Source organism: Salinilacustrithrix flava, assembly GCF_041228405.1.
GTDB lineage: Bacteria > Actinomycetota > Acidimicrobiia > Acidimicrobiales > Salinilacustritrichaceae > Salinilacustrithrix > Salinilacustrithrix flava.
Map to the genome: position 1 here is coordinate 2,556,246 of NZ_CP133888.1, position 26,940 is coordinate 2,583,185.

At 71.1% G+C, this 26,940-nt stretch carries 22 protein-coding genes; 14 read left to right on the top strand and 8 right to left on the bottom strand.

Annotated elements, in window-relative coordinates:
• The first annotated feature begins 53 nt into the window (after window positions 1–53).
• The 5 genes from ectA (at window position 54) to RGQ06_RS12655 (ending at window position 4,796) form a co-directional block, all read left to right on the top strand.
• Entirely contained in the window at window positions 54–557 is a 504-nt protein-coding gene (gene ectA / locus RGQ06_RS12635; protein ID WP_432428563.1) for a diaminobutyrate acetyltransferase, read from the top strand.
• A gap of 34 nt (window positions 558–591) precedes the next feature.
• Window positions 592–1,887 carry a diaminobutyrate--2-oxoglutarate transaminase gene (gene ectB, locus RGQ06_RS12640; RefSeq protein WP_432428564.1) on the top strand — a complete coding sequence of 432 codons (1,296 nt, stop codon included), beginning with the start codon at window positions 592–594 and terminating at the stop codon, window positions 1,885–1,887.
• The gene (locus RGQ06_RS12645) at window positions 1,884–2,291 is read left to right on the top strand and encodes an ectoine synthase (protein ID WP_432428565.1); all 408 of its coding nucleotides are present in this window, start codon (window positions 1,884–1,886) and stop codon (window positions 2,289–2,291) included. The genes ectB and RGQ06_RS12645 overlap by 4 nt, the downstream gene beginning before the upstream one ends.
• Before the next feature lie 53 nt (window positions 2,292–2,344).
• Window positions 2,345–3,193, top strand: coding sequence for an ectoine hydroxylase (thpD, locus tag RGQ06_RS12650; protein WP_432428566.1), 849 nt, complete (start codon window positions 2,345–2,347; stop codon window positions 3,191–3,193).
• Between the two features lie 133 nt (window positions 3,194–3,326).
• A complete protein-coding gene (locus RGQ06_RS12655) occupies window positions 3,327–4,796 on the top strand; it encodes a WS/DGAT/MGAT family O-acyltransferase (protein WP_432428567.1) in 1,470 nt (489 codons plus the stop codon).
• Window positions 4,797–4,821: 25 nt separating this feature from the next.
• Here RGQ06_RS12655 and RGQ06_RS12660 read toward each other — a convergent pair whose 3' ends face one another.
• Window positions 4,822–5,283, bottom strand: coding sequence for a hypothetical protein (locus RGQ06_RS12660; RefSeq protein ID WP_432428568.1), 462 nt, complete (start codon window positions 5,281–5,283; stop codon window positions 4,822–4,824).
• Between the two features lie 243 nt (window positions 5,284–5,526).
• Here RGQ06_RS12660 and RGQ06_RS12665 point away from each other — a divergent pair, with 243 nt between their 5' ends.
• The 3 genes from RGQ06_RS12665 to ilvC all read left to right on the top strand — a co-directional run bounded on the left by RGQ06_RS12665 (window position 5,527) and on the right by ilvC (window position 8,981).
• Entirely contained in the window at window positions 5,527–7,299 is a 1,773-nt protein-coding gene (locus tag RGQ06_RS12665; RefSeq protein ID WP_432428569.1) for an acetolactate synthase large subunit, read from the top strand.
• Window positions 7,299–7,874, top strand: coding sequence for an acetolactate synthase small subunit (gene ilvN, locus RGQ06_RS12670; RefSeq protein WP_432428570.1), 576 nt, complete (start codon window positions 7,299–7,301; stop codon window positions 7,872–7,874). The genes RGQ06_RS12665 and ilvN overlap by 1 nt, the downstream gene beginning before the upstream one ends.
• A 69-nt stretch (window positions 7,875–7,943) precedes the next feature.
• On the top strand, window positions 7,944–8,981 hold the full coding sequence (gene ilvC / locus RGQ06_RS12675; RefSeq protein WP_432428571.1) for a ketol-acid reductoisomerase: 1,038 nt from the start codon (window positions 7,944–7,946) through the stop codon (window positions 8,979–8,981).
• A 78-nt stretch (window positions 8,982–9,059) separates the two neighbouring features.
• Here the strand turns inward: ilvC and RGQ06_RS12680 are convergent, their stop codons facing one another.
• The 5 genes from RGQ06_RS12680 to RGQ06_RS12700 all read right to left on the bottom strand — a co-directional run bounded on the left by RGQ06_RS12680 (window position 9,060) and on the right by RGQ06_RS12700 (window position 16,443).
• Entirely contained in the window at window positions 9,060–10,757 is a 1,698-nt protein-coding gene (locus RGQ06_RS12680) for an ABC1 kinase family protein (protein ID WP_432428572.1), read from the bottom strand.
• Window positions 10,758–10,787: 30 nt separating this feature from the next.
• Window positions 10,788–11,528: a hypothetical protein gene (locus RGQ06_RS12685; protein WP_432428573.1), complete on the bottom strand. Its 741-nt coding sequence runs from the start codon at window positions 11,526–11,528 to the stop codon at window positions 10,788–10,790.
• A complete protein-coding gene (locus RGQ06_RS12690; RefSeq protein ID WP_432428574.1) occupies window positions 11,525–13,267 on the bottom strand; it encodes a class I adenylate-forming enzyme family protein in 1,743 nt (580 codons plus the stop codon). The genes RGQ06_RS12685 and RGQ06_RS12690 overlap by 4 nt, the downstream gene beginning before the upstream one ends.
• A 158-nt stretch (window positions 13,268–13,425) precedes the next feature.
• A complete protein-coding gene (locus RGQ06_RS12695) occupies window positions 13,426–13,824 on the bottom strand; it encodes an LPXTG cell wall anchor domain-containing protein (protein WP_432428575.1) in 399 nt (132 codons plus the stop codon).
• A gap of 129 nt (window positions 13,825–13,953) precedes the next feature.
• A complete protein-coding gene (locus tag RGQ06_RS12700) occupies window positions 13,954–16,443 on the bottom strand; it encodes a DUF4012 domain-containing protein (RefSeq protein WP_432428576.1) in 2,490 nt (829 codons plus the stop codon).
• Here RGQ06_RS12700 and RGQ06_RS12705 point away from each other — a divergent pair.
• A complete protein-coding gene (locus RGQ06_RS12705; RefSeq protein WP_432428577.1) occupies window positions 16,442–17,383 on the top strand; it encodes an NAD-dependent epimerase/dehydratase family protein in 942 nt (313 codons plus the stop codon). The two genes, RGQ06_RS12700 and RGQ06_RS12705, sit on opposite strands and share 2 nt — an antisense overlap.
• A gap of 75 nt (window positions 17,384–17,458) precedes the next feature.
• On the opposite strand, the gene RGQ06_RS12710 is transcribed toward RGQ06_RS12705, so the two are convergent.
• Both RGQ06_RS12710 and RGQ06_RS12715 read right to left on the bottom strand, forming a co-directional pair.
• The gene (locus RGQ06_RS12710; protein ID WP_432430670.1) at window positions 17,459–18,724 is read right to left on the bottom strand and encodes a DUF222 domain-containing protein; all 1,266 of its coding nucleotides are present in this window, start codon (window positions 18,722–18,724) and stop codon (window positions 17,459–17,461) included.
• Window positions 18,725–18,913: 189 nt separating this feature from the next.
• A complete protein-coding gene (locus RGQ06_RS12715) occupies window positions 18,914–19,522 on the bottom strand; it encodes a NeuD/PglB/VioB family sugar acetyltransferase (protein ID WP_432428579.1) in 609 nt (202 codons plus the stop codon).
• A gap of 71 nt (window positions 19,523–19,593) precedes the next feature.
• On the opposite strand from RGQ06_RS12715, the gene RGQ06_RS12720 reads away from it, so the two are divergent.
• From RGQ06_RS12720 to RGQ06_RS12740, 5 genes are all read left to right on the top strand, one after another.
• Window positions 19,594–20,598: an O-antigen ligase family protein gene (locus RGQ06_RS12720; RefSeq protein ID WP_432428580.1), complete on the top strand. Its 1,005-nt coding sequence runs from the start codon at window positions 19,594–19,596 to the stop codon at window positions 20,596–20,598.
• Window positions 20,599–20,679: 81 nt separating this feature from the next.
• Window positions 20,680–22,608: a polysaccharide biosynthesis protein gene (locus RGQ06_RS12725; protein ID WP_432428581.1), complete on the top strand. Its 1,929-nt coding sequence runs from the start codon at window positions 20,680–20,682 to the stop codon at window positions 22,606–22,608.
• Window positions 22,583–23,923, top strand: coding sequence for a nucleotide sugar dehydrogenase (locus RGQ06_RS12730; protein ID WP_432428582.1), 1,341 nt, complete (start codon window positions 22,583–22,585; stop codon window positions 23,921–23,923). Before RGQ06_RS12725 ends, RGQ06_RS12730 begins: the two co-directional genes overlap by 26 nt.
• Window positions 23,920–25,107, top strand: coding sequence for a DegT/DnrJ/EryC1/StrS family aminotransferase (locus tag RGQ06_RS12735; RefSeq protein ID WP_432428583.1), 1,188 nt, complete (start codon window positions 23,920–23,922; stop codon window positions 25,105–25,107). Before RGQ06_RS12730 ends, RGQ06_RS12735 begins: the two co-directional genes overlap by 4 nt.
• A gap of 39 nt (window positions 25,108–25,146) precedes the next feature.
• Window positions 25,147–26,895: an AAA family ATPase gene (locus RGQ06_RS12740; protein ID WP_432428584.1), complete on the top strand. Its 1,749-nt coding sequence runs from the start codon at window positions 25,147–25,149 to the stop codon at window positions 26,893–26,895.
• Window positions 26,896–26,940: the final 45 nt, after the last annotated feature.

The following is a 26,940-nucleotide window of genomic DNA, read 5'->3' on the forward strand; positions in this document are numbered from 1 at the left end:
ATCCCACGTCACTTTGTGTTCTCGGTCACAAGGCGACTAGGTATGAAGGAACCGTGGCCCCTCCGTCTGCCAGCGCACAGGACAAGGCCCTCGAGTACCGGCTCGCCCGGCTCGAGGATGGTCCGGCGCTCTGGTCCCTCGCGAAGGCCAACGGACTCGACGAGAACTCGCCCTACGCGTACCTGCTGTGGACCGAGTACTTCCGGGACACCACCGTCATCGCCGCCGATGGCGATGATGCCCCGGTCGGGTTCGTCACCGCGTTCCTGCGGCCCGACGACGCCTCCACGGTGTTCGTCTGGCAGATCGGCGTCGACGACGCCCATCGCCGCCGCGGGATCGCCGGCCGTCTGCTCGACGAGCTGTTCGAGCGCACGGGTGCGACCGCACTGGAAGCCACGGTGACGCCGAGCAACACGGCGTCCGAGACCCTCTTCCGTCGCTTCGGCGAGCGCCACGGCCTGTCCGTGGTGGTGGAGCCGCTCTTCACCGAGGAGCTGTTCCCCCCGGGTCACGAAGCGGAGCTCCGGTTCCGCATCGCGTCCGCGACCAGCTGAGGGACCGTCCGTCAACCCCCCAAAGGGAAACAGAATGAGCATCTTCGAACGACTCGAGTCCGAGGTCCGCGGCTACTGCCGTTCCTGGCCTGCCGTCTTCAAGTCCGCCCACGGCCACACGATGGTGGCCGAGGACGGCACCGAGTACCTGGACTTCTTCGCCGGGGCCGGCGCACTGAACTACGGGCACAACCACCCCGTCCTCATCGAGGCGCTGCAGAAGCACCTCAGCGAGCAGGGCTTCATCCACGCCCTCGACATCTCGACCACCACCAAGCGCACCTTCATGGAGCGCTTCGAGGACATCATCCTCAAGCCGCGGAACCTGGACTACAAGGTCCAGTTCCCCGGCCCCACCGGCACCAACGCGGTCGAGGCCGCGCTGAAGCTGGCCCGCAAGGCCACCGGCCGCCACCGCGTCGTGGGCTTCACCAACGGCTTCCACGGCATGACGCTGGGTTCGCTCGCCGTCACCGGCAACGCCATGAAGCGCGGCGGCGCCGGCGTACCCCTCGGCGACTCCACGTCCATGCCCTACGCGAACTACCTCAGCGACGACATGGACAGCCTCCACATCCTCGAGGCCATGATCTCGGGCGGCTCCAGCGGCCTCGACGAGCCCGCCGCGGTCATCGTGGAGACCACCCAGGGCGAGGGCGGCATCAACCCGGCCTCGGCCCAGTGGATGCGCAACCTCGACGACATCTGCAAGCGCCACGGCATCTTGCTCATCGTCGACGACATCCAGGTCGGCAACGGCCGCACCGGTCCCTACTTCTCCTTCGAGGAGATGGGCATCGACCCCGACATCGTCACGCTGTCGAAGTCCATCTCGGGCTCCGGCCTGCCGATGGCGCTCGTGCTGATGAAGCCCGAGCACGACGTGTGGGCGCCGGGCGAGCACAACGGCACCTTCCGCGGCAACAACGCCGCGTTCGTCACCGCGACGGCCGCCCTCGAGCACTTCTGGACCGACGACGAGCTGACCAAGTCCACGGTCGCCAAGTCCGACAAGGTCCGTGCCGGACTCGAGTCGATCATGGAGGGCCACCCCGGCCTGTTCACCGACGTCCGCGGCCGGGGCCTGATCCTCGGCATCGAGACCGCGGTGCCCGACATCGCCGGCACCATCGCCCAGGGCGCCTACGAGCGCGGCCTCATCATCGAGACCGCCGGCGCCGAGGACGAGGTGGTCAAGCTCCTGCCCCCGCTGATCGTGACCGACGAGGCCATCGATCAGGCCCTCGAGATCCTGAACGAGGCAGCCGACAACATCAGCGACGACATGGTCGCCGAGCTGCGCGCAGAGCGCGAGGAGGTCCGGTCGTGATCGTCCGCACCCTGCAAGACATCGTCGGAACCGACCGCGACGTCGACGGCGGCAACTGGTCGTCGCGCCGCCTCTCGCTGGCTGATGACGGCATGGGCTTCTCCATGCACGACACGGTCCTGCGAGCCGGCACCGAGACGCACATGTGGTACAAGAACCACCTCGAGGGCGTCTACTGCATCGAGGGCAAGGCGACCCTCGAGGACAAGGCCACGGGCGAGGTCCACGAGATCACCCCGGGCACCATCTACCTCCTCAACGACAACGACCGCCACGTCCTGCGCGTCGAAGAGGACCTTCGAGTCATCTGCACGTTCAACCCACCCGTCACCGGACAGGAGGTCCACGACGAAGACGGCGCCTACCCGCTGCTGACGGTCGACGACCAGCCGGAGCCTGCATGAGCACCACACAGACCGAAACCGCAACCCACACCGGCGACCCGTACCCGTCCCGCATGGGCCGCCCCCCGGAGCTGCTGCCCCGGGTGGACCCGGTCGTCCACGGGCCGGCCACCGACGGCCCGCTCGACATGGGCCAGGTGGCCGCCTTCGAGCAGAACGGCTACCTCACCGTGCCGGGCGTGTTCAGCCCCGATGAGGTCGAAGGCCTCGACCAGCTGCTGAGCGACCTCGTCAACGGCGGCGACATCGACAGCGACCAGGTCATCCGGGAGCCCGACTCGGCCGTGATCCGCTCGGTCTTCGCCTTCCACGAGGGATACGGCGGCCTCGCCGACGTGCCCTCCGACCCCCGCCTGGCCGGCGTCGCCCGCCAGCTGCTCGGCTCCGACGTGTACATCCACCAGAGCCGCGTCAACCGCAAGCCGGGGTTCCGCGGCAAGGACTTCCAGTGGCACTCGGACTTCGAGACCTGGCACACCGAGGACGGCATGCCCCGCATGCGCTGCCTCAGCGCCGTGGTCGCGCTCACCGACAACGAGCCTTGGAACGGCTCCCTGCTGGTGATGCCCGGCTCCCACAAGTGGTTCGTCACGTGCCCGGAGCCCACGCCGCCCGCCAACCACGAGCACTCGCTCAAGGTGCAGGAGGTCGGGGTGCCGGACGAGGACAGCCTCACGACCCTGTTCGATCGCCACGGCATCGACCAGTGCACCGGCACGGCGGGCTCGGTGCTGTTCTTCGACTGCAACCTGATGCACGGGTCCTCGACGAACATCTCGCCGCTGCCCCGACGCAACCTGTTCATGGTGTTCAACAGCGTCGAGAACACGATCGGCGATCCGTTCTCGGCCCCGCAGCGCCGCCCGGAGCACATCGCGTCGCGCACCTTCACGCCGGTCTGACCCGCCGCTGATCTCCCCGCTCGACGGGGAACCTCGAGGGCCACCCACCGACGGACGGGGGTGGCCCTCGGCGCGCCCGTGACGCGTGTCACCATGCGCAGGACATCGAGTCGGGCAGGGGGAAACGGACGACATGCAGCAGCTCACCGGGGTGGACGCCTCCTTCCTCTACATGGAGAGCCCGACCACGTTCGGGCACGTCTCCTCGCTGATCGTCTACGACCCCAAGGACAGCGACAGCGCCGGCTACGAGGCCACCAAGGCGCTGTTCGCCGAGCGGCTCCACCTGCTCGACCCGATGCGGCGCCGTCTGGTCCACGTGCCCCTCGACCTCGACCACCCGTACTGGGTCGAGGACCCTGACCTGGACCTGGACTTCCACATCCGCCAGACCGCGGTCGCACCGCCGGGCACCGACGAGCAGCTGTCCGAGCTCGTCAGCCGCATCATCGCCCGTCCCCTCGACCGGAGCCGGCCCCTGTGGGAGCTCTACGTCATCCATGGCCTGGCCGACGGACGGATCGCCCAGCTGACCAAGATCCACCACGCCGCCATCGACGGCGTCGGCGGCGCCCAGCTGCTCGCCAACATCCTCGACCTCGAACCCGATGCTCCACCCCGCCCCGGGGTGTGCCCCGAACCCGAGCGCATCCCCACCCAGGAGGAGATGCTGCTGCGGGGCCTGGCGTCGCTCGCCACCCGGCCCTACAAGCAGGGCCGCCTGGCGGTGCGGATGCTGCGGGAGCTGCCCCAGATCGGCAAGGCCTTCGACTGGGGCAACGTGGCCAAGGCCGTGCCCGAGCCGGTCGCCCAGCTGTTCGGCCAGGGGGCGCGCCGGGAGGAGGACGAGCCGGTCGAGATCTCCCACACCGGCGGGCTCACCCGTCCCTCCACCCGGTTCAACAACAAGATCGGCCCGCACCGGCGCTTCGCCTACACCTCGGTCGCGCTCGAGCGGGTCAAGGCGGTGAAGTCGGCGCTCGGGGTCACCGTCAACGACGTCGTGCTCGGCATGTGCGCCGGGGCGCTGCGGAGCTACCTGAACAAGCACGGCGAGCTGCCCGAGGAGTCGCTGCGCTGCCTGATCCCGGTGTCGGTCCGCACCGACGACGAGGCCCTCAGCTACGGCAACCGCGTGTCGGGCATGCTCGCCGCGCTCGCCACCGACGTCGCCGACCCGATCGAGCGGCTCCACGTCATCCACGCCGAGACCCTGCGAGCCAAGGAGAGCCTCGGCGCGCTCCCGGCCGACCTGCTCACCGACGTGGCCGAGTTCGCCCCGCCGGCCATCTTCGCCCGGGCATCACGGGTGATGGCCCGCACCGCCATCGCCAACCGGATCGACCCGCCGTTCAACCTGATCATCTCCAACGTGCCCGGCCCGCAGTTCCCCCTCTACGCCGGGGGCGCCGAGATGCTGTCGTACATCCCGGTCTCGGCCGTGGCCGACACCCAGGGCCTGAACATGACGATCATGTCCTACAACGGCCGCTGCGACTTCGGCCTCGTCGCCTGCCGCGACGCCGTCCCCGACCTGTGGGTGCTCTGCCACCTGCTCGAGGACGCGCTCGCCGAGCTCGAGGACGTCGCCGGGGTCCGCTGAGGGACCCCGGCCGGACCTCGCCGGGTCAGACGCGGAGCAGGCGGCGCAGGACCAGGCCGGCGGCCGCCGCGGCGCCGGCGAAGCCGATCGCCACCGTGCCCCCGGTGCGGGGCAGCGTCGCGGCACCCGCCGCGCTCGGGGAGGCGGGCGCCGGCGTGGCGGCATCGCCCTCGGTCTCGGTGCCGTCGGTGCCCTCGGCCGGGTCCTCGCCGTCCTCGGGGGCGTCGGCGCCCGGGATCTGGTCGAGCACCGGCTGCAGCGGGTCGAGCACGGGATCGAGCTCCTCGGGGAGCGGGGACTCGCCCTCGCCATCGGGGGTGGGGGTCTCCTCGGGGGTCTCCTCGCCGTCCGGGGCTTCCTCGCCACCCGGCGCAGGCAGCTCGGGGAGCTGGGCGCCGGCGAAGCCGGCCGACCCGACGACGAATCCGAAGGCCAGCGCGAGGAGGGCAGCGGACCTGACGATGAGGCGGAGGATCGGTGCGGTCATGGGAACCCACTTCGGCACCGGCCCCGCCGAGTCCTCCCCGGGGAGTTGTGGGATGCCCCGCGCTCTGCCACTATTGGTTCCGATGCACCGAGACCGAATCGTGGTAGTCGTCATCTAGCGCACGCCGTCCCTCTCGTCGCGTGCGCACTCCGGCCTCCCAGATGGGAGGCCGTCGTGGTTTTCCGACACCGATCCGACCATCAGACGACCGGGCCAGAGCCGTGGCCCGGAGGAGCAAGAGCAGTGGAACCGAACGAACCGACCAACGGCGGGGCAGCCCTGATCCGAGCGCTCGAGCTCGAGGGCGTGGAGGTCATCTTCGGCCTGCCGGGCGGGGCGATCCTGCCGGTCTACGACCCGATCATCGAGTCCTCGATCCGCCACGTGCTCGTGCGCCACGAGCAGGGCGCCGGCCACATGGCCGAGGGCTACGCCCACGTCACCGGCAAGCCCGGCGTGTGCATGGTCACCTCCGGCCCGGCCGCCACCAACGTCGTGACCCCGCTCGCCGACGCGTACCTGGACTCGGTCCCCATGGTGTGCATCACCGGCCAGGTGCCCTACGCCGCCATCGGCACCGACGCCTTCCAGGAGTGCGACACCACCGGCATCACGATGTCGATCACCAAGCACAACTACCTGGTCAGCGATGCCCGCGACATCCCCCGCATCGTGCGCGAGGCGTTCCACATCGCCACCACCGGCCGGCCCGGCCCCGTGCTCATCGACGTCCCCAAGGACATCGTCGACCCGACCAACCCGCGCTCCGCGCTGGACTGGTACTGGCCGACCGACGAGGAGGTCATCGCCGGCCTACCGGGCTACCGGCCGACGACCAAGGGCCACCCCCGCAAGATCAAGGAGGCGGCCGAGATGATCCTGGCCGCCGAGCGCCCGGTCATCTACGCCGGCGGCGGCATCTTGAAGGCCCGCGCCGCCGAAGCCCTCAAGGAGCTGGCCGAGCTCACCGGCATCCACGTCGTCACCACCCTCATGGCCCGGGGCGCGTTCCCTGACGACCACGAGCTGTGCCTCGGCATGCCCGGCATGCACGGCAACTACACGGCGGTGATGTCGTTCCAGGAGACCGACCTGCTCATCACCCTCGGGGCCCGCTTCGACGACCGGGTCACCGGCAAGCTCGACGAGTTCGCCTCCAAGGCCAAGGTCATCCACGCGGACATCGACCCGGCCGAGCTGGGCAAGAACCGTGCGCCAGACGTGCCCATCGTCGGCGACGCCCGCCTCGTCATCGAGGAGATCGTCAGCGCGATCCGCTCGCTGCTCGAGAGCGGCCGCACCCAGGCCGACACCTCGGCGTGGAAGCAGACGATCAGCGGCTGGCAGGAGAAGCACCCCCTCCACTACGACCAGCACGTGCCGGGGGAGCGGCTCAAGCCCCAGTTCGTGCTCGAGACGCTGCGCGACAACACGCCCTCGGACACCATCGTGTGCTCCGGCGTGGGCCAGCACCAGATGTGGACCAGCCAGTACTGGCACTTCAACCACCCCTACACCTGGGTCAACTCCGGGGGCCTGGGCACCATGGGCTTCTCGGTGCCGGCTGCCATCGGCGCCAAGGCCGCCTTCCCCGACCGCATGGTCTGGGCCATCGACGGCGACGGCTGCTTCCAGATGACGGCTCAGGAGCTGGTGACGGCCACGGTCGAGAAGATCCCCGTGAAGATCGCCATCTTGAACAACAGCTACCTCGGCATGGTTCGCCAGTGGCAGGAGATGTTCTACGACGAGCGGTACTCCGAGGTCTTCCTGTCCCAGGACGTGCCCGACTACAAGATGTGGGCCGAGTCCATGGGCTGCGCCGGCTTCCGGGTCGACAGCCCCGAAGAGGTCCTGCCCACCATCCAGAAGGCCAACGAGATCAACGACCGGCCGGTGGTCATCGACTTCCGCACCGATGCCGCCGAGAAGGTGTTCCCCATGGTCGCCAGCGGCAAGTCGAACTCCGAGGTCATGGTCCACCCCAGCCAGGTCGCCGGGATCGGGGAGTTCTGATGCCAGGAGTCACCAGCCCCAGCGGGGGCCACAACACCAACAAGGCCGTCCGCCACCACACCCTCGTGGTGCTGGTCGAGAACCAGCCGGGCGTCCTCGCCCGGGTCGCCGGCCTGTTCGCCCGCCGTGGCTTCAACATCTACAGCCTCGCCGTGGCCCCCACCGACGACGACGAGCGCTTCAGCCGCATCACGATCGTCGTCGACGTGGAGTCCTCGCCGCTCGAGCAGATCACCAAGCAGCTGTTCAAGCTCATCAACGTGGTCAAGATCTCCGAGCTCGACCCGGACGACTCGGTCGAGCGCGAGCTCATGATCGCCACGGTGAAGGCCGATCCGTCGGTGCGCAGCCAGGTGATCGAGCTCGTCGACGTGTTCAAGGGCTCGGTCATCGACGTCGGCTTCGACGAGCTGTCGATCGCCGTCAACGGCGAGCCCGACAAGCTCGACGACGTCGAGGAGCTGCTCCGCCCCTACGGCATCGTCGAGCTCCAGCGCACCGGACGGGTGGCGCTGCCCAAGCTCGAGCGCACCCCGCCCCGTCTCAAGTCGGTCCAGAACCGAGTCGCCAACTAGAAAATCTCGTGGATCGGTGCCACCTGTGGTCACCGATCGACGACAGATCCCCGAAGGAAGAAGCCTCCCATGGCCGCAAACGTGTACTACGAAGCCGACGCCGACCAGAGCCTGATCCGAGGCCGCAAGGTCGCCGTGCTCGGCTACGGCTCGCAGGGCCACGCCCACGCGCTGAACCTCGCCGAATCCGGCGTCGACGTGCGCGTCGGCCTGAAGGAGGGCTCCTCGTCCCGGGCCAAGGCCGAGACCGCCGGCCTGAAGGTGCTGTCGGTGGCCGACGCCGTCGCCGAGGCCGACCTGATCGTGATGACCCTGCCCGACACCAAGCAGGCCGCCATCTACGAGGCCGAGATCGCCCCGAACCTGTCCGAGGGCGACGTCCTGTGCTTCACCCACGGGTTCAACATCCGCTACGGGCTGATCGAGCCGCCGGCGAACGTCGACGTGATCATGATCGCCCCCAAGGGCCCCGGCCACCTGGTGCGCCGCACCTACACCGAGGGCGGCGGTGTGCCGTGCCTCATCGCCGTGGAGCAGGACGCCTCCGGCCAGGCCCGTGAGCTCGCCCTGTCCTACGCGGATGCCATCGGCGGCGGCCGGGCCGGCATCCTCGAGACCACCTTCACCGAGGAGACCGAGACCGACCTCTTCGGCGAGCAGGTCGTGCTCTGCGGCGGCCTCACCGAGCTGGTGCGGGCCGGGTTCGAGACCCTGACCGAGGCCGGCTACGCCCCCGAGTCCGCCTACTTCGAGTGCCTCCACGAGCTGAAGCTGATCGTGGACCTCATGTACGAGGAGGGGATCGCCGGCATGCGCTACTCGATCTCCGACACGGCCGAGTACGGCGACCTCACCCGCGGCCCCCGCATCATCACTCCGGCCGTGAAGGCCGAGATGCGCAAGGTGCTCGACGAGATCCAGGACGGCCGCTTCGCCGAGGAGTGGGTCGCCGAGGCCAACGGCGACCGGGCCAACTACGACCGCCTCCGCAAGGAGGGCGAGGCCCACCCCATCGAGGAGGTCGGCCAGCGCCTGCGCGGCATGATGCCGTTCATCTCCGCCGGCAAGCAGTCGGTCAAGGACTCCGCCGGCGGCGCCCAGGACTGAGCCGTTCGTCGGCCCTGGCGGGCCTCCTCACTTCTGGAGTTGTTCGGCTTGGCCTCACAACTCCCGCGTCGAGGCCCGTCAGGTGGAGCGGCGGCGCTGGGCCCGGTCCTTGCGGTCGGTCACGAGCACGTGGCCGAGCAGGACCATGCCGCCGATGAAGGCGAGCACGAAGAACACGACGGCGATGGCGGGGGCGCCGAGCAGCTCGACCGAGCTCTCCACCCGCATGGCCAGCGAGGCGCCGACGATCATGGCGGCGAGGACGAGGCCCACGGTCAACCGGGTCGCCATCTTCTCGATGCCCCGGAGCAGCTGGTCCTCGTCGATGGCGTCGACCTTGATCGACAGCGTCCCGTCGGCCAGGCCGCCGAGGATGCGGTCGGCGTGGCGGGGGAGGTTCTCCATCATGCGGGCGGAGTCCAGTGCCGTGCGGGCCACCCGCAGGGTGCTCGCTCCCTCGGACACCTGGTGGCGCATCAGCGCGCCGGTGTGGTCGACGATGGTCTCGTTGGGGACGAAGTCGGGGTCGAGGCAGCGGGTGACCTCGTCGAGGTGGAGCAGGGCCTTGCCGACCATGGCCAGCTCGGCCGGCGGGCGCAGGTCGGCGTTGCCGCACGCCCGGGACAGCTGGAGCATCACCGAGCCGGTGTCGAGGGTGGCGACGGAGGAGCCGGCGTGGCGGCTGAGCAGCTCGGCGATGTGGGCCTCGAGGGTGGCCCGGTCGTAGTCGGCCAGCCGGGTGCCGGCGGCCTCGAGCACCTCGACGGCCTGATCGGCGCGCTGCTCGGCGATGGCGAGCGTGAGGTCGAGCATGTGCTGGCGCATGCGGTGGCCGAGGCGGGCGACCATCCCGAGGTCGAGCAGCACCAGCCGTCCGTCCTCGGTGAGCAGCATGTTGCCGGGGTGGGGGTCGGCGTGGACGAGGCCCTTCACCAGGATCTGGTCGATGTAGGCCCGGACCAGCTCATCCGAGATGACGGTGCCGTCGACGTCGTGGCGGGCCAGCGGGGTGAGCTCGGTGACGCGGCGGCCCTCCACGTAGGTCATGGTCAGCACGCGGCGGGTGACGAGGCGGTCGACCGGGGCCGGCACGTCGAGGTGGTCGCGCTCGGCGAGGAGGTCGGCGAAGATGTGGAGGTTGTCGGCCTCGGTGCGGAAGTCGAGCTCGGCCACGAAGCTGGTGCGGAACGACTCGAGGAAGTCGACGAACGCGAAGCGACGGCCGACCTCGGTGGTGGCGTCCACGACCCGGGCCAGGTCGGCGAGCACCTCGAGGTCCTTGCGGACGGTCTCGGCGATGCCGGGCCGCTGGACCTTGACGACGACCTCGCGCCCGTCGCCGAGGCGGGCCCGGTGGACCTGGGCGACGGAGGCAGCGGCCAGGGGCTCGTCGTCGAAGCGCTCGAACAGGTCGTCGACGGCCATGCCCAGGTCCTCCTCGACGACCCGGCGGATGTCGGCGACCGGCACCGGCTCGACGTCGTCCTGCAGCCGGCTGAGGGCATCCAGGTAGTGCTGGGGGAGCAGGTCGGCCCGGGTGGACAGCACCTGGCCGAGCTTCACGAACGTGGGGCCCATGCCCTCCAGGTCGTCGGCGAAGCGAGCCGCCTCCTCGGCCTCCTCCTGCCCGCCGCCGCTGGCGGACTCGAGGTCCTGCAGCTCGGCCTCGAGGCCGGCCTGGTCGATGAGGCCGGGTCGGGCGTGGCGGACGATGAGGCGGAGCACGTCCCCGTGGCGGGAGAGGCGTGCGGTCTGGCGCGAAGGGAGGATGCCCACGGGCGAATGCCTACCCCGTCCGAGGTCCGATCAGCGGTCCGTGCAGGCGTCGACGGCGGGGGAGAGGATGCGCTGCGCGGTGGCCGCCGCGTCCTCGCCGGCGAGGCCGGCGGTGAAGATGGTGTCGATGTCGTCGTCGCTGATGTTGTCGTCGAGGCACTCGATGACGCTGTCGGCGGTGCCGCTCGCCCGGATGCCCTCGAGCAGGATCGTGCGCACGTCGATGCAGGCGGTGTACGCGTCGGCGAAGACGTCGATCTCGGCCGGGCGCAGGTCGCTCACCGTGCTGCCGCTGCGCTCGCCCTGGACGCCGATGGTGATGAGCCGGGCCGAGGGGATCTCCCCGATGACGGCATCGGCCACGCACCGGGCCTGGTCGTCGTCGATGGGGAAGGTGGCCTGGGGCTCCTCGAGGATGCTGGCGGCCACGGTGTCGACCAGCACGTCGTCGACGTCGTCGATGCAGTCGTCCATGGAGCGGGCCAGGACCTCGACCTCGTCGTCGTCGAGCTCGGTGAGGTCGATCTCCTCCTCCGAGGGCGTGTCGCCGCCGAAGCCGAGCTCGGACATGCGCCCGACGCCGAGGCCGGTGACGGTGGACTCGGCCACGCAGTCGGCCTCCTCCTCGGCGATGCCGTAGCCGGCGAAGGTCTCGTCCTGGAGGATGCTGGCCGAGATCGCCTCGACCATCGCCTCCTCGTCGGACTGCTCCTCGCCGCAGGCCCCCAGCACGAGCGCGCCGGCCACGACCAGGGCGAGGCCCGTCCTCACATGGTCTCCTCGAAGGAGACGACGCCCTCGCCTCGCAGCACGTTCTTGAGCAGCTTGCCCGAGGCGTTGCGGGGGAGCTTGTCGCGCTGCAGCTCCACGTAGGCGGGGACCTTGAAGTTGGCCAGGCCGTCAGCCACCCACTGCTTGACCTCGGCCTCGGTCATGTCGTGGTCGGCCTCGATCTGCACGACGGCCTTGACCTCCTCGCCCAGCTCGGGGTGGGGGACGCCGATGACGGCCGCGTCGGCGATGGCGTCGTGCTGGACCAGGCGCTCCTCGATCTCCACGCAGTAGATGTTCTCACCCCCGCGGATGATCATGTCCTTCTTGCGGTCGGTGATGAAGACGAAGCCCTCGTCGTCGACGTAGCCGATGTCGCCGGTGCGCAGCCAGCCGTCGACGATGGTCTCGGCCGTGGCCTCGGGCTTGTTCCAGTAGCCCTTCATCACGATCGGGCCCTTCACGCAGATCTCGCCGACCTCGCCGGTGCCGACGGCCTGGCCGGCGCCGTCGATGACCTGGATCTCCACCGTCGGCACCGGCGGGCCGACCGAGGTGGGCTTGCGCTTGGCGTTCTCGCCCGAGTTCACCGTGGCGACCGAGGAGGTCTCGGTGAGGCCGTAGGCGTTGGAGGTGCTCTTCACGTTGGGGAACGTGTCGGCGATCTTGCGCTGCAGCTCCTCGGCGGAGGGCGAGCCGCCGAACGCGACGGTCGTCACCGAGGAGGTGTCGTAGTCGTGGCGGTCGGGGTGCTCGCAGACCCGCCAGATCATGGTGGGCACCGCGGCCCAGATGTTGACGCCCTCCTCCTGGATGGTGCGCAGGGCCGCCTCGGGCTCGAACTTGCCGACCGGCATCACCAGGCGGAGGCCGGCGAGCATGCCCACCACGAGACCCGAGTGGCAGCCGGAGACGTGGAACAGGGGCGAGGTGAACAGCGACACGGTCTGGTCGGCGGCGTCGCCCTCGAGCGCGTTGCCAGCGTCGGGGTCGAGCATCGACGCGGCGACCGTGCTGAAGATCGTGTTCTGCAGGTTGGCGATCATGTTCCGGTGGGTGGACATGATCCCCTTGGGCTTCCCGGTGGTGCCCGAGGAGTAGAAGATCACCGCCACGTCGTCCTCGTCGATGGGGGCGTCGAGGAACGTCGTCGTCGGCTCGGCCATGAGCTCATCGAAGCGGTGGAGCTTGTCCCGGTGGGCGTCGCCCACGACGTCGGCGAAGTCGGCCGGATCGCAGTCGCGGGTCAGGTAGATGCGCTCGAGGTCGGGGCACTCGTCGAGCTGGTCGGCGATGCGCTCGAAGCGCTTGCGGTCGGCGACCAGGACCTTGGCGCCGGAGTCCTGGAGCCCGTAGACGACCTCCTCGGCCTTCCACCAGCCGTTGAGGCCGACGAGGATGGCACCGCCGGTGACCGCCGCCCAGAAGGTGAGGCACCACTCGGGGTTGTTCTGGCTGAGCACCGCCACCCGGTCGCCGTGGTGCACGCCGGCCTGGTCTCGCAGGGCGTGGCCGACGCCGTTGGCCGTGGTGATGAAGCGCTCGAAGGTCCAGTCCTCGTCGCCGTAGCGGAGGAACACCTGGTCGCCACGGAGGAGCGACAGCTCGGGGATCTGGCGCAGGTGGGGCATGCGCTCGGCGTAGGTCTGCACCTCCACGCCGTTGACCGTGGCGGTCGTGATCTCGAACATCCCTCCCGGCCCCGTGAGCTGGGCGCGGACCTCGGCGGCGGTGGGCATGGTGTTCGAACTCCCCCTGGTGTCTGACTGGCTGGACGTCAGAGTCTGGCAAACGGCGTTGCCACTCCGCGAGCGGTGCCCGGACGCGACGAAGGCCGGGCGCTGGGCCCGGCCTCCGGCAGACGGTCTTGACAGGAACCGTCGAGAGCTCGCTGGCGTCAGACGCCGTCGAAGCTGTTGCGGCGCTTCCTGGCGGTCAGTGCGAGGCCGACGCCGAGGATGGTGAGCGCACCGCCGAAGATGGCCGTGCCGCCGATGTCGTTGCCCGTGCGGGGGAGGGGGCGGCGGGTGACGTCGCCGGCGACGACTGCAGCCTCGGTCGTGGTGGTCGTGGCGATCACCTCGTCGGGCTCGACCTCGGTGGTGGTCGTCTCTTCCGGCTCCGTGGTGGTGGTCGTGGTCGTCGCCTCAGTGGTCGTCGACGTGCCGAGGACACTGGTGGTCGTCGTCTCCGGGACGGTCGGGGAGGTCGTGTCCTCCTGAGCGATCGCCGTGCCGGCACCTGCGATCATGAGCAGCAGTCCCGCAAGTCCTGCGATCAGTCGTCGCTTCATCATTCGAACGCCCTTCGTTCCGCCTCGAGCCTGAAGCCCCGGTTCCGCTCGTCATCCTTCCACTTCGACCGAGCCCTTTCCACCCGCATCGATGCCGGGAATCGCCGCCCTCGGCTTCCGGGATCGGCCGTTTCAGTTCCCGTAGCGCAGCCGGTCGAGGCCGGTCCGCGCGCTCGACGGGCGGTCCACGTCGAGGACCAGGACGCGTTGATCTTGCGCGTTTGCCCAGTTCACAGCGTTGGGATCGACGTTGACCCCCTCCGGGAGTCTGTCCTGTCGCACGTCCCAACCGTCTGGCGTGCGGACCTGGACGCGGAGCGAGTCGGGGTTCGCCATCGGTTGGCGCAGCGGACGCAACACGTAGCGGCTGGACGGCTCGACTACTCCCCGTGCACGGATCACGACCTCGCGCTCACTCTCCGAAGGCACCGAGATGTAGATGCGAACGGTGCGGTGACCGAGCTCCTCGAACCTGAGGTCGCCGGCCGGCTCGCCGTCGACCGTCACCTCCACGATCGGGTGGCTCGTGTAGGCGGTGAGCCAGATGTAGTTCTCACCGTCGGCCACCGGGCGCTGTCCGAGCGACTCGTCGCCACCCCACCCGATCACCGAGGGAGGCAGGCCCGAAGCCGGCGCATCGTTGCGGATCGTCGCCGTGAGGGTGGCTTCGACCTCTCCGGTCTCGGGATCCCAATCGGCCTCGTACCGGATGTCGCGATGGGTAAACCAGTCGATCTTGTTGCCGTTCAGGTTCTGCGTGGTGATGCCGAAGGAGTCCACCCCGGCGGGCCGGGTGGCGCTGCCGTCCGCGCCGATGCGCTGAAACAGTGCCTGCTCGTCGTCGCGCCGGGACCAGAGCTGGAGGTGCCGGTCGTCCACAGCCGGTCCCAGCTCCTTCGCGATGGCGCGAGGGCCGGGCAGCTCGCCGCTGGTGAGCGTGTCGAAGACGACGGCGACGGTGTCGGACAGGAAGCCCTCCCGGTCTTCGGCGTCGTCCTGGCCGTAGAGCAGGTACTGCTCGTGGAGCAGGATCCGGGCCGCGTTCTCGGTGGTCAACGCCTCGGGGTACCCGTCGACCTGCACGGGCCCGGTGAGCTCGAGGAAGCGGGCCAGGCCGTGTGGGGTGAGGGCGATGACTCCGTCCAGCTCCTCGCCACCGGACTGCGGGTAGAGCTGGGTCACGATCCGGCTCACCGTCGGGTGGTCGGGGGTGAAGTTGATGTTGCCCCAGTAGCGAGCGGCGCTCTGGCCGTAGACCTCGACGAACTCGGGCTCGCCCTCGATCCGTCGGCCTTCCGGATCGGGGCCACCCTCCGTCAGGTCGCGGCTGCGGCCCGACCTCGTCAGCATGAGCTGCCCGTCGTCGGCCACGATCTCGGCCCAGTTGCCCATGAACCCGCCGTTCGCCGTCGCCTCGGCCGGGTTCTGGAAGGCGATGAAGTAGCGGCGAGGCCCGTCGGCGCCGAGCAGGTCGGGGGCGACGGCCACGGCCTGCGCCGCCAGCTCGGCGCTCCCCAGCGCGTCGGTCACCTCGGTGCGGAGGGTCTCGAGCCGGTCAGCGAGCGGGCGCACCAGCAGGGGGCTGTCGATGTCGTCGAGGCGCGCGTCAGCTCGGCGGAGCGACGAGAGCGAGCGGTCCAACGGATCCTGCAGGGCGGCCAGCGCGTCGAGGTCGACCCGCCCGTTCCTCGGCCGCACCGAGTCCACGTCGGCGTCCTCGGTGGCATCGGCGGCGGTGCGGGCCAGGTCCGCGCCGGCCGAGGCCATGGTCGTGACCGCACGGGTCTGCTGCGCGACGCCGGGCACGAGCAGGGCGGGGCGGGCCCACCAGACGGTGAGGTCCTCCTCGGCGGACGCGAAGGCCCCCGCGGCATCGCGGAGGTTCGAGCGCGCTCGCTCGTCGTCGTCTCCGAGCTGGTCGATGCCGTCCCGGGCGAAGTCGACGGCTCGATCGATGTCGGTCCGGGCCGACAGCGCGGCCCCCAGGCCGGCGACAGCCCCGAGCACGAGGACGACCACGACCAGGGCGGTGGCGACGACGATGCGGCCGCGTGCGGGACGACCGGTCCGAGCGAGTCCGACCAGCAGCACCGGCAGTGATGCGACGGCGACGGCAGCGGCGCTGGCGCCGGTGGCGACAGGCCAGTCCAGGTGCGCCAGCGGGCCGATGCCCGCTGCGGCTGCGAGCGCCGCCGCCGCCGGCGTGCTCGCGCCGGCAGCAGCGAGTGCCCAGAACGCGCCGGCGGCCACGGTCGCGACCGGCGCGCCGGGGGTGTCGGCGATCAGCAGCGTCGCCACCGACACGAGCAGGAGCCAGGTCGTCGACGCGGTGCCGGCACGGGCGGCCGCGAGCGGGACCAAGGCACCGAAGCCCATGAGGAGGAACACATCGAACGGCTCCCAGCCGGTTGGGGCCGTGTCGGCGAGGGCGAGCGCCACCGCGCCCCCGCCAGCGGCGACCCAGACGAAGGCCGGTGGCAGGCGGGCGGGGAGCCCGGGCTGCACGACGGCGAGCACCGCCATCGTGAGCGCTCCGACGGCGACAGCGACGAGCAGCACGGCGGAATCCCACCACATCGGGACGCGGAGGTGGCGATCAGGGGTGCCGTAGCCTCCGGCCATGCGCGTGCTCATCACCGGCGGAGCCGGCTTCATCGGCGCCAACCTGTCGAAGGCTCTGGTGGAGCAGGGTCACGAGGTCGTCGTGCTCGACGACCTCTCCACCGGCAGCAAGGACAACCTGGCCGGTGTCCCCGTGCGCTTCGTCGAGGGCACGATCCTCAGCGCCTCGGATCTCGACGGCGTGGTGGACGGCGTCGATTCGGTGGTCCACCTGGCTGCCCGCCCCTCGGTGCCGCGCTCGATCCAGGACCCGATGGCGTCGCACCTGGCCAACGCGACCGGCACGGCCGAGGTGCTCGAGGCCGTCCGGCGGGCCGGTGCGAACCGGGAGCGACCGGCGCAGGTGATCGTCGCCTCGTCCTCGTCCGTGTACGGCGCCAACCCGACGCTTCCCAAGTCCGAGGACCTCGCCCCCCGGCCGGTCAGCCCGTACGCCGCATCGAAGCTGGCGACCGAGTCCTACGCCCTGGCCTGGGGTGCCTCCTTCGGCATGGACGTGCTGGCCGTGCGCTTCTTCAACGTGTTCGGCCCGCTCCAGGCGGCCGGCCACGCCTACGCCGCCGTCGTCCCCGCCTTCGTCGACGCCGCGCTCGCCGGTCGTCCGCTGCCCGTGCACGGCGACGGCACCCAGAGCCGCGACTTCACCTACGTCGGCTCGGTCTGCGCCGTGCTCGGCGACGCGATCGCACGCCGGGTGTCCGACCCCGAGCCGATGAACCTGGCCTTCGGGTCACGGGTGACGCTGCTCGAGGTCATCGCCGAGCTCGGGGCGATCATCGGCGACGATCTCGAGGTCGAGCACCAGCCCACCCGAGCCGGGGACGTGCCGCACTCCCAGGCCGACACGACCCGGCTGCGCTCGCTCTTCCCCGGCGTGGAGCCGGTGCCGTTCACGACCGGCCTGACGGCCACGGTCGACTGGTTCCGCTCCCGCGACTGATCAACCCGAGCGCGTCGGGATGGCGCTCCTTGTGCAGGTCGGTCTTCGGCCCCTCGTCCGGCCGGCCCCCAACGCTCAGAACGGTGGCGGATCGCCCGGCGGGGCGGCGGGCGCCAGCGGCTCCAGATCGACCCGCGGTGGCCCGGCTCGGGGGTCGGAGAGCGGACGGCCGTCGGGGAGGGAGAACCGGGGTCTGCCGTCGATCATCTCGACGACCAGCTCGCCGGCGTGGATGCGAGCGTGGTGGTGCTCGCAGCCCAAGTGCAGGTTGTCGAGGTCGGTGAGGCCGTGGGGCTTCCAGTGCTCGACGTGGTGGGCTTGGGTCCAGCCGGCGGGTATGTCGCAGCCGGGGACGGCGCAGGTGGGGCCGTCGCGGGCGACGAGTGCTCGGCGTTGGGCGGCGGTGGCGGTGCGCACGGCTCGGCCGTGGTCGAGGACGAGGCCTTCGGCGTCGAGGACCATGCGGGCGACGGAGGCATCGCACAGCCAGCGCTCCAGCAGCGGGGCGGGCACGGCGGCACGCCACTGCAGCTCGAGGGCGGCCATCCACTCCTCGGGGCTGGCGGTGCCGGTGATGGTGGGGAGGTTGGTGTGGACGGTGAAGAGCGGCTGACGACCGGCCGGGTTCCTGGGCGACACGGCTGCCCGGTCCAGGATCCGGAGGAGCGCCCGAGCCCGACGCCGGGACATCGTCTCGCCAGCGCGCGGGTCGGTGGGGTCGACGTCGCGGGCGGCCTTGTCCTCGGCTCGGATCTGGGCGGTGACCTCGTCCAGGATCGCCTTGGCCCGGATGGCTCCTTCGCTGCCGAGGTCGAAGCGGCCCTTGAGCCGGCCGTCGATGGTCTGGGACAGGTGGAAGGTGTCGTCGGGACCTTCACCCGGGTCCGGCCCGTCCGGGTCGAACGAGCGCAGCCAGGCTTCGACGAACCCGGCGAGGTCGTCTGCTGACATGGTCTCGGCGATGCCGACCAGGGTCTCTTCCTGTTCGGCGAACACGTCGGCGGTGCGCTTGTTCAGGCAGCGGCCGAGCACCTGGGCGTGGGATCCGGTGATGCGGCCGTCACCGACGGCGGCGTCGGTGGCCGGCATCGAGCGGAGCTTGTCGGCCAAGGCGCACCGGGACCCGGTGATGTCGCGCCGCTGACCGGTGCGCTGGGTGAGCCAGGTGGCCATGTTCCGCGCGCCGTCGCGCACGTGGGCTCCCCGTGCCTGCAGATCGGATACGAGCAAGCCGATCAGGTGGTCGAACCGTTCGCGCTCGCGTTCGATCGCCACCAGCTCGCCCGCCACGACCGACCAGTCCAGATCAGACCCTTCGACGGCGCGCACCTCTGCCTGCAACCGGTCGACCGTCTCTTGCAGCAGCTCGATGGTGGGCCCGAACAAAGGACACCTCCGCAGGTGGGTGGATCAGCGGGGAAGTGACGATGTCGGGAGCCCTTCGAACGCCGTGCTCCGAGGCGTGGGTCCACGATAGAGCGAACACCTGTTCGTTGCAACCCTCGGCCGGAAAGTGTCGACGGAATCGGCTCAGAGCTCGAGGGGGCGGGCCGGCGCCCCGACCACGACTGCGCCTGCGTCCACGTCCCGGGTCACCACGGCCCCGGCGCCCACGACGGCGCCCGCGCCCACGGTGAGCCCCTGCAGCACCACAGCGCCGCTCCCGATCATCGACGCTCGGCCCAACCGCACCGCACCGGCGACGTTGGCCCCGGGCAGCACGGTGGCGCCCTCCTCGAGGACGCAGTCGTGGCCGACGGTGGCGGTGTAGTGGACTTGGACGTGGGCGCCGAGCGACACGGACGACGAGATGTGGGCCCCGCCGGACACGAGGCACCCGTCGGAGATCTCGGTGAGCGGCCCGACGATCGAGCGGGGATGCACCAGCGACGTGGACAGCGGCACGGCGCCGACGGCGGCGAGGCGCGCCGCGACATCGAGACGGACCGAGGGCTGCCCGATGGCGACGACGAAGGTCGCACCGGCCGGGATGGCGTCCGGCCCCCGGACCGGCAGGTCACGCACGGTCGACCCCGCTTTGGCGTCGTCGAGGAACCCGGCGACGTCCAGCCCGGCGGCGATGGCGACGTCGAGCGCTTCCCGCCCCACGCCACCGGCCCCTGCGATCCACAGCTCCACGCCACCATCGTGGCCGTTCGACGTGCGCCCACGGGTGACCGCCGGTCGCGCCGCTCGTAGCCTGCGGGAGGATGCCGCTCCCGCCCACCACCGCGAGCGCAGCACGGCGGGCGGACGTCGGCGCCCTCGCACTCGTGGGTGGGCTGGCGGTGTGGACTGCGCTCGTCGCCGGGGGCGGGGAGGGTCGATCGGCCCCGGTCCTGCTCCTGCTGGCCGGGCTGGTCGCGGCGGTGCTGCTCGGTCGACGGCTCGCCGGGTGGCCCGGACTGGTCCCGAAGGCGCTGGCGAGCGCGATCGCAGGGGCGTTCGCGCTCACCTACCCCGGGCTGCTCGGGGCCGGCGGTGCGCCGACCGGCTACGCCAACTCCAACGCGACCCTCGCTGCGGTCGGGGTCGTGGCTGCGGTCGCCAGCGCACGGCAGGCGCCCGCCGGGAGGGAGCGCCAGGCATGGACCGCCGTCGCCGCCACGCTGGTGGTCGCGACCCTGCTCACCCGATCGACAGCGGGCATCGCGGTGCTCGCACTCGCCGGCGCCCTGCTGCTGCTCGCCACGTGGAGCCGGTGGCCTCCGGTCGTCGCCGTCGGGGGTGCGGTGGCCACCAGCCTCGTCCTGGGTCTGAGCGTCCTGTTGGCGGTGGACGACTCGGCACCGCTCGCCGGCTCCGACGTCGTCCGGGTCGAGCTCTGGTCGGCCGCGGTCGACCTCGCTCGCGAGGAACCCGTGCGCGGCCTCGGGCCGGGTGCGTTCGAGGCGCGCAACCCGGTCACGCAGGACGCCGACCTGCGCTGGGTGCACCACGAGTACCTGGAGCTCGCCGTGGAGCTCGGTGGGGTCGGCGTCGTGCTCGTCGTCGCGCTCGGGCTGGCCGTCCTGGCTCGTCTCGCCCTCGCGGGGGGCGACGGGACGACAGCGGCCGCGGCGGTCACCATCGTCGCCGTGCACGGCACCGTCGACCACGTCTGGCATGCGCCCGCGCTGCTCCTCGTCTCTGCGCTGCTCGTCGGCGGCGCCACCGTGTGGAGAACAGGCCAGAGGCCACCCTCGGTGGCGGAAGTGCCGCCGGAACGGACCTGAAGACCATTGTCGGTGACGCAGCGGAGGCGGTACCGTTCGGGACCGGCCGGCCCGGCGGTGGGGCGGCCGAGCGGGAGAGACGTGCAGGAGCACCAGGACGAGGCGGACGAAGCGACCGGTTGGTGGGGCCGACTGGCTCGCACCGCCGTGAAGTCACGCGCCGACGCGCTGCTCGCGGTGCTGGACATGGTCCTGCTGGCGGCCGCCTACATCGGCGTGCTGGTCCTCCGCTTCGACGGCAACGTCCCGCAGGAGTGGTGGGAGCAGGTCCTGCTCTGGTTGCCCTTCGCCACCGTCGTGGGCGTCCTGTCGCTCTGGTCGTTCGGGCTGTACGGGCAGGTGTGGCGCCACGCCAGCGCAGACGAGGCCCGTCGGCTGCTCGACGCGATGGGTGTCGCGCTGCTCGTGCTGATCGGCGTCGAGCTCATCCGGGGCCAGAGCGTGCCGTGGACCGTCGTCTTCCTCGGCACCGGCCTCGGTGGATTCCTGCTCGGTGCGGTCCGGTTCCGGAGCCGCCTCTTCTCGTTCCGGCGCAAGGGCGCCGGCGGGGCCGACGGCCTCCGGGTCATCATCATCGGCGGCAAGGACGCAGGCGCCGCGCTCATCGGCGAGATGCGCAAGAGCCCGATGGCCGGCCTCGTCCCGGTGGCGATCCTCGACCCCGACGAGACGATGCACGGCCGCTGGATCATGGGGTTGCGGGTCGCGGGTGGCTACGACCAGCTCCCGGAGGTCGCCGAGCTCACCGGGGCGCACCAGGCCGTCCTGGCCATGACGTCGACCACGAGCGAGACGGTGCGGGTCATCGCCGCCTACGCCGAGCAGGCCGGCGTCGCGCTGAAGATCGTCGACGGCATCGCCGGGCGGATGCGGGGCGAGGTCGGCATCCGCCACATCCGCAACCTGCGCATCGACGACCTCATCGGGCGCGAGCAGGTCGAGACCGACCTCGAGGCCGTCCGGCGGATGCTGGCGGGCCGGCGCGTGCTCGTCACCGGCGCAGGCGGTTCCATCGGCTCCGAGATCGTGCGCCAGGTCGCCGAGGCCGGGCCGTCGACCCTGGTGGCACTCGACCACGACGAGTCCCACCTCCACGACATGGCGGCCACGTTGGACGGTCCGGTCGTGCAGCTGCTCGCCGACGTGCGGGACCGGACGGCGGTCGAGCGTGCCTTCGCCCGCCACAAGCCGGAGATCGTCTTCCACGCCGCCGCCCACAAGCACGTGCCCCTCCTCGAGGACCACCCCAGCGAGGCGATCCTCACCAACGTGGCCGGCACCCAGCACCTGCTCGAGGCGGCCGAGGCGGCCGGCGTCGAGCGCTTCGTCTTCATCTCCACCGACAAGGCCGTCGCTCCGAAGAGCGTCATGGGCGCGTCCAAGCGCCTCGGCGAGCACCTGGTCCTCGGCCAGGCCCCACCCGGCTCGACGCACGCCGCGGTCCGCTTCGGCAACGTGATCGGCAGCCGGGGGAGCGTGGTCCCCACGTTCGTGCGCCAGATCGAGGACGGTGGCCCGGTCACCGTCACCGACGAGCGCATGACCCGCTACTTCATGAGCATCCCCGAGGCCGTGCAGCTCGTCCTGCAGGCCGCAGCGCTGGCCCAGGGCGGTGACCTGTTCGTCCTCGACATGGGCGAGCCCGTGCGCATCTTCGATCTGGCCGAGCGGATGATCCGGCTGTCGGGGATGCGCCCTGGCGTCGACATCGAGGTGCGGGTCACCGGCGTGCGGCCGGGGGAGAAGCTGGTGGAGGAGCTGCTGAACGAGGACGAGCCGGCGCTGCCGACGGTGCACGAATCCATCTCCCGGATCTCGCCGACGCTGCCGTCCCCCGAGGACCTGCGTGCCGCAGTGACCCGGCTCCGGACCCTGGCCGAGGGGCAGCGGGACGACGACGTCCGGGCCGCGCTGTTCGCCTCCACCGGTCCGGTCATCGAGCTCGGTGCCGAGGCGACCGAATCCCCCCACGTAGCCTCCGACGATGCCCCGACCACGCAGACGGACTGACCCCGCCGCCGACCTGTCCCGCACGCTCGTCGCGGCCATCGAGGCGAACACGGCGACGGTGTCGGTCATCGGCCAGGGCTACGTCGGGCTGTCCGTCGCCGCGGCCGCCGCTCGTGCCGGGATGCGCACCATCGGGGTCGACCTCGACGCCGACCGGGTCGCGTCGCTGTCGTCGGGTCAGCAGGTCGTGCCCGGTGTCGATGACGAGCTGTTCGTCGAGGCCTTCGCCACCGGCCGCCTCGGGTTCACCACCGACCCCGCCGTCGTCGGCGACAGCGACGTCGTCTTGATCTGCGTGCCGACGCCGCTCATCGACAGCCGGCCTGATCTCGCCGCCATCGAAGGTGCCGGCGCCGCCGTCGGCCGATACCTGATGCCCGGCACCCTGGTGATCCTCGAGTCCACGACCTACCCCGGCACCACCGAGCAGGTGCTCCGGCCGCTGCTCGAGTCGCACGGCCGGGTGGCCGGTGCGGACCTCCTGCTGGCCTACTCCCCGGAGCGCATCAACCCCGGCGATCACGCCCACGGCTTCGCCGGCGTCCCCCGGGTCGTCGGGGGGCTCACCGAGCACTGCACGGCCGCAGCGGCCGCCTTCTACGGACGGCTCGTGGACATCGTCCACCCGGTCTCCAGCTGCCGGGCGGCCGAGCTGGCCAAGCTGCTCGAGAACACCTACCGCCTGGTGAACATCGCGCTCGTGAACGAGCTGGCCCAGCTGTGCGCCGACCAGGGCATCGACACCTGGGAGGTCATCGACGCGGCGGCGACCAAGCCCTTCGGGTTCCAGCGCTTCGAGCCCGGTCCCGGCGTGGGCGGCCACTGCATCCCGCTCGACCCCGCCTACCTCACCTGGCAGTCCCGTCGGGACACGGGCCGCCCGTTCCGCCTGGTGGAGCTGGCCAAGGACATCAACGACCAGATGCCCAGCTACACGGCCCGGCGCATCATGGACTCCCTGAACCGGCGGGGCATCGCGGTGAAGGGGTCCAAGCTGCTGGCCCTCGGCGTCACCTACAAGCCCGACGTCGGCGACGTGCGGGAGTCGGCCGCCATCCAGGTGCTGGCCCACCTGTCCTCGTGGGGGGCGAAGCTGTCGTTCCACGACCCCTTCGTCACCTCGATCGATGAGCACGGCGTGAAGCTGCGCCGCCGTCGACTCACCGAGGACCTCGTGCGCGACGCGGACGCCGTGATCCTGTTGACCCCCCACGCCACCTACGACCTGGACGAGATCGCCGGCTGGTCGTCGCTGCTCTTCGACGCCCGCAACGCCACCGGCCGGCGCGACCACCCCGACATCGAGGTCCTGTGACCAGCCCCGACACGCCCGCCGTCCTCGGCGGCACGCCTGCCTTCCCCGACGGGCTGCCCCTCGTCCGCCCGACCATCGACGATCCCGCTGCGCTCACCCGGGACCTGGGTGCCGTGGTCGACAGCGGCATGCTCACCAACGGCGCCGCCGTCCGCCGGCTCGAGGAGGTGGTGGGGGAGCGGCTCGGCACCGAGGTCGTCGCCGTCTCCAGCTGCACCGCCGGTCTCATGCTCGTGCTCCAGGCAATCGGCGCCACCGGCCGGGTCGTCATGCCGAGCTTCACCTTCTCCGCTTCGGCACATGCCGTGGTGTGGGCCGGCGGCACGCCGGACTTCGCCGACGTCGAGCCCGAGCGGGCCACGCTCGACCACGACGGCCTCGCCGAGCTGCTCGACGGGGCGTCGGCCATGACCGCCACCCACATCTACGGCACGCCGTGCGAGGTGGAGGCGCTGGGGAAGCTCGCTGACGACGCCGGCATCCCGCTGCTCTACGACGCCGCCCACGCCCTCGGCAGCGCCCGCGGTGGTGTGCCGATCGGCCGGTTCGGCGTCGCCGAGGTCTTCAGCCTCAGCCCGACCAAGGTCGTCGTGGCTGGCGAGGGCGGCCTCGTGTCGACCACCGACCCTGACCTGGCCGCCCGTCTGCGCATGGGCCGGGACTACGGCAACCCCGGCGACTACGACACCCGCTTCTGCGGGCTCAACGCCCGCATGAGCGAGCTGCACGCCACCGTCGCACTCGCCTCGTTCGCACGGCTCGACGAGCACGTCGCGACGCGCGGCGCCCTGGTCGACCACTTCGAGTCGGCCATCGCCGGGGTCCCCGGCCTGCGGGTCGTCCGCCCGACCGAGGGCGACACGTCGACGTTCAAGGACCTCACGATCGTCGTCGACGCCGATGAGTACGGCATGTCCGCGCCGGAGCTCCAGCAGGCGCTGAAGGCTGACGGCATCGACAGCCGCCGCTACTACCACCCACCTATCCACCGCCAGCAGGCGTACGAGGGCCGCTGGGAGAGCCCCCGACCGTTGCCCGTCACCGACGAGCTCGCCGGCTCCGTGCTGAGCCCGCCGCTGTGGTCGCACATGGACGAGGCCACGGTCGGCCGGGTCGCCGAGACCATCGGCCGGTTGCACGAGCACGCCGACGAGGTCGTCGCTGCGCTCCCATCCGGTGCATAGGCGTCCGGTACCCTCCCGCACCTTGGACGTGGCGCGCTGATGGACCTCCTCGACTACCTCCGACTGTTCCGTCGCCGGTGGGCCCTCATCGTCGCGTGCGTGCTCGTGGCCGGCCTGGCGGCCTGGTTCACGACGCCGGCGGAACCCGCCAACGACGACGTCACCTACTCGGCGACGCACACGATCCTCCGAGACAGCTCGGCCGTCGCACCGCAGGCCCTCGCCACGGTCGCGCTCTACGTGAAGACCGGTCCTGTGCCGGAGCGGGCGGCCGAGCGCCTCGATTGGGACCGCGAGCCGGCGCTGCTGGCCTCCGACATCACGCTCGAACCGAACGAGCAGGTGGGCACCCTCGACATCACCGCCACCGGCACCTCGCCCGAAGCCGCGGCCGAGCGGGCCAACGTCTTCGCCGAGGAGACCTTGTCCCGTCTCGGTGAGCAAGCCACCGAGACCAGCCAGGAATCGGTGCAGCGGGTGAACGAGCAGCTCACCCGGCTCCAGGCGGAGATCGACGACTTGAACGACCGGATCCTCGAGCAGTCGGTGGACGGTGAGGCCCCCGGCGTGCTCTCGGCCGAGCGTGACTCCAAGCTGCGCCAGTACGGCGCAGCCCTGGACCAGCAGCAGCAGGTGCTGAACCAACCCCCGCCCAGCGCCGGCTACGTCACGCTGCAGGCAGCCCTTCCGGAGCTCGCAGAGGTCGAAGGTGGCGGGTTCTCGGCTCCGGACAGCCGGGAGGGGCGCACCCTGCTGGCGGCGATCATCGGTCTGCTGTTCGGCCTCGCCGCCGTCCTCGTCCTCGAGCGGCTCGACACCCGTCTCCACGATGTCGACGAGATCGGAGAGGCGTTCGGCCTCCCCGTCATCGCCGAGGTCCCCTCCGCCGGACGTGCGAGCAAGGGTGAGCTCCTCGCCCGGACCGACAACATGTCCGGGTTCGCCGAGTCGTACCGGACGCTGCGGGCGGCGCTGCTGCTCAGCCCCGTCACCGTGATGGGCCTCAAGGGAAGCGCGCCGGAGGACCGGGAAGGCGAGCCCGAGGTGGTCCTCGTCACGTCGGCCGCCCCCGGCGACGGCAAGACGACGACCGTGGCGAACCTCGCGGTCACCATGGCCGAGACCGGCCGGTCGGTGCTGGTACTCGGGTGCGACTTCCGCCGCCCCGAGATCCACGGCTACTTCGACGTCCCCACCAGTCCTGGCGTCGCCGACGTGCTCACCGGCCGAGCCTCGCTCGCCAGCGTCATCCGGCCCACGGATGTCCCCGGCGTGTCGATCGCCCCGAGCGGCGATCACCTCCGGAGCCTCGGTGACGTGGCTGCAGCCGGACGGAAGCTGATCGAGGGGGCGCGGGGCCTGGCTGACGTCGTCATCATCGACACCCCGCCGCTGCTGGCCACCAACGATGCGAGCGAGCTCATCCCGGCTGTCGACGCCGTCGTCGTCGTGTCGAGGGTCGGCAAGACGACGAGCGATGGCGCTCGCCGCACGCGCTTCCTCCTCGATCGCCTCGGTGCACCGGTCGCCGGCATCATCGCCATCGGCGTCCCGGAGCGAGACGGCAGCTACGCCTCCTACTACCGCACGACCACGATCGACGAGGCGCCGACATCGGGACGGCGTCGCCGCAGGCAGACGAGAAATGCCGAGACCGAGGTCGAACGGGTGGAAGGGCCGGTCGCATCCCCTTCGGACCGCGGACAGCCGGCCGACGATCTCACCGAGGACGACGCCCCGGCGCTGTGGTCGGAGTACGACCAACCCCGCCCCGACCCGCTCCGCTGACCATGGTCGCGGTGGCGACGCGGCCGCTTCGCCGGCTCCGACTCG

Bases quoted from the DNA above. Each gene is read 5' to 3' on its own strand.
- RGQ06_RS12660 (WP_432428568.1), bottom strand. From the start codon at position 5,283: ATGACCGCACCGATCCTCCGCCTCATCGTCAGGTCCGCTGCCCTCCTC.
- RGQ06_RS12720 (WP_432428580.1), top strand. From the start codon at position 19,594: ATGCCGCTCCCGCCCACCACCGCGAGCGCAGCACGGCGGGCGGACGTC.
- RGQ06_RS12695 (WP_432428575.1), bottom strand. From the start codon at position 13,824: ATGATGAAGCGACGACTGATCGCAGGACTTGCGGGACTGCTGCTCATG.
- RGQ06_RS12740 (WP_432428584.1), top strand. From the start codon at position 25,147: ATGGACCTCCTCGACTACCTCCGACTGTTCCGTCGCCGGTGGGCCCTC.
- RGQ06_RS12690 (WP_432428574.1), bottom strand. From the start codon at position 13,267: ATGCCCACCGCCGCCGAGGTCCGCGCCCAGCTCACGGGGCCGGGAGGG.
- RGQ06_RS12705 (WP_432428577.1), top strand. From the start codon at position 16,442: ATGCGCGTGCTCATCACCGGCGGAGCCGGCTTCATCGGCGCCAACCTG.
- RGQ06_RS12700 (WP_432428576.1), bottom strand. From the start codon at position 16,443: ATGGCCGGAGGCTACGGCACCCCTGATCGCCACCTCCGCGTCCCGATG.
- ilvC (WP_432428571.1), top strand. From the start codon at position 7,944: ATGGCCGCAAACGTGTACTACGAAGCCGACGCCGACCAGAGCCTGATC.
- thpD (WP_432428566.1), top strand. From the start codon at position 2,345: ATGGGCCGCCCCCCGGAGCTGCTGCCCCGGGTGGACCCGGTCGTCCAC.
- RGQ06_RS12655 (WP_432428567.1), top strand. From the start codon at position 3,327: ATGCAGCAGCTCACCGGGGTGGACGCCTCCTTCCTCTACATGGAGAGC.
- RGQ06_RS12730 (WP_432428582.1), top strand. From the start codon at position 22,583: ATGCCCCGACCACGCAGACGGACTGACCCCGCCGCCGACCTGTCCCGC.
- ectB (WP_432428564.1), top strand. From the start codon at position 592: ATGAGCATCTTCGAACGACTCGAGTCCGAGGTCCGCGGCTACTGCCGT.
- ilvN (WP_432428570.1), top strand. From the start codon at position 7,299: ATGCCAGGAGTCACCAGCCCCAGCGGGGGCCACAACACCAACAAGGCC.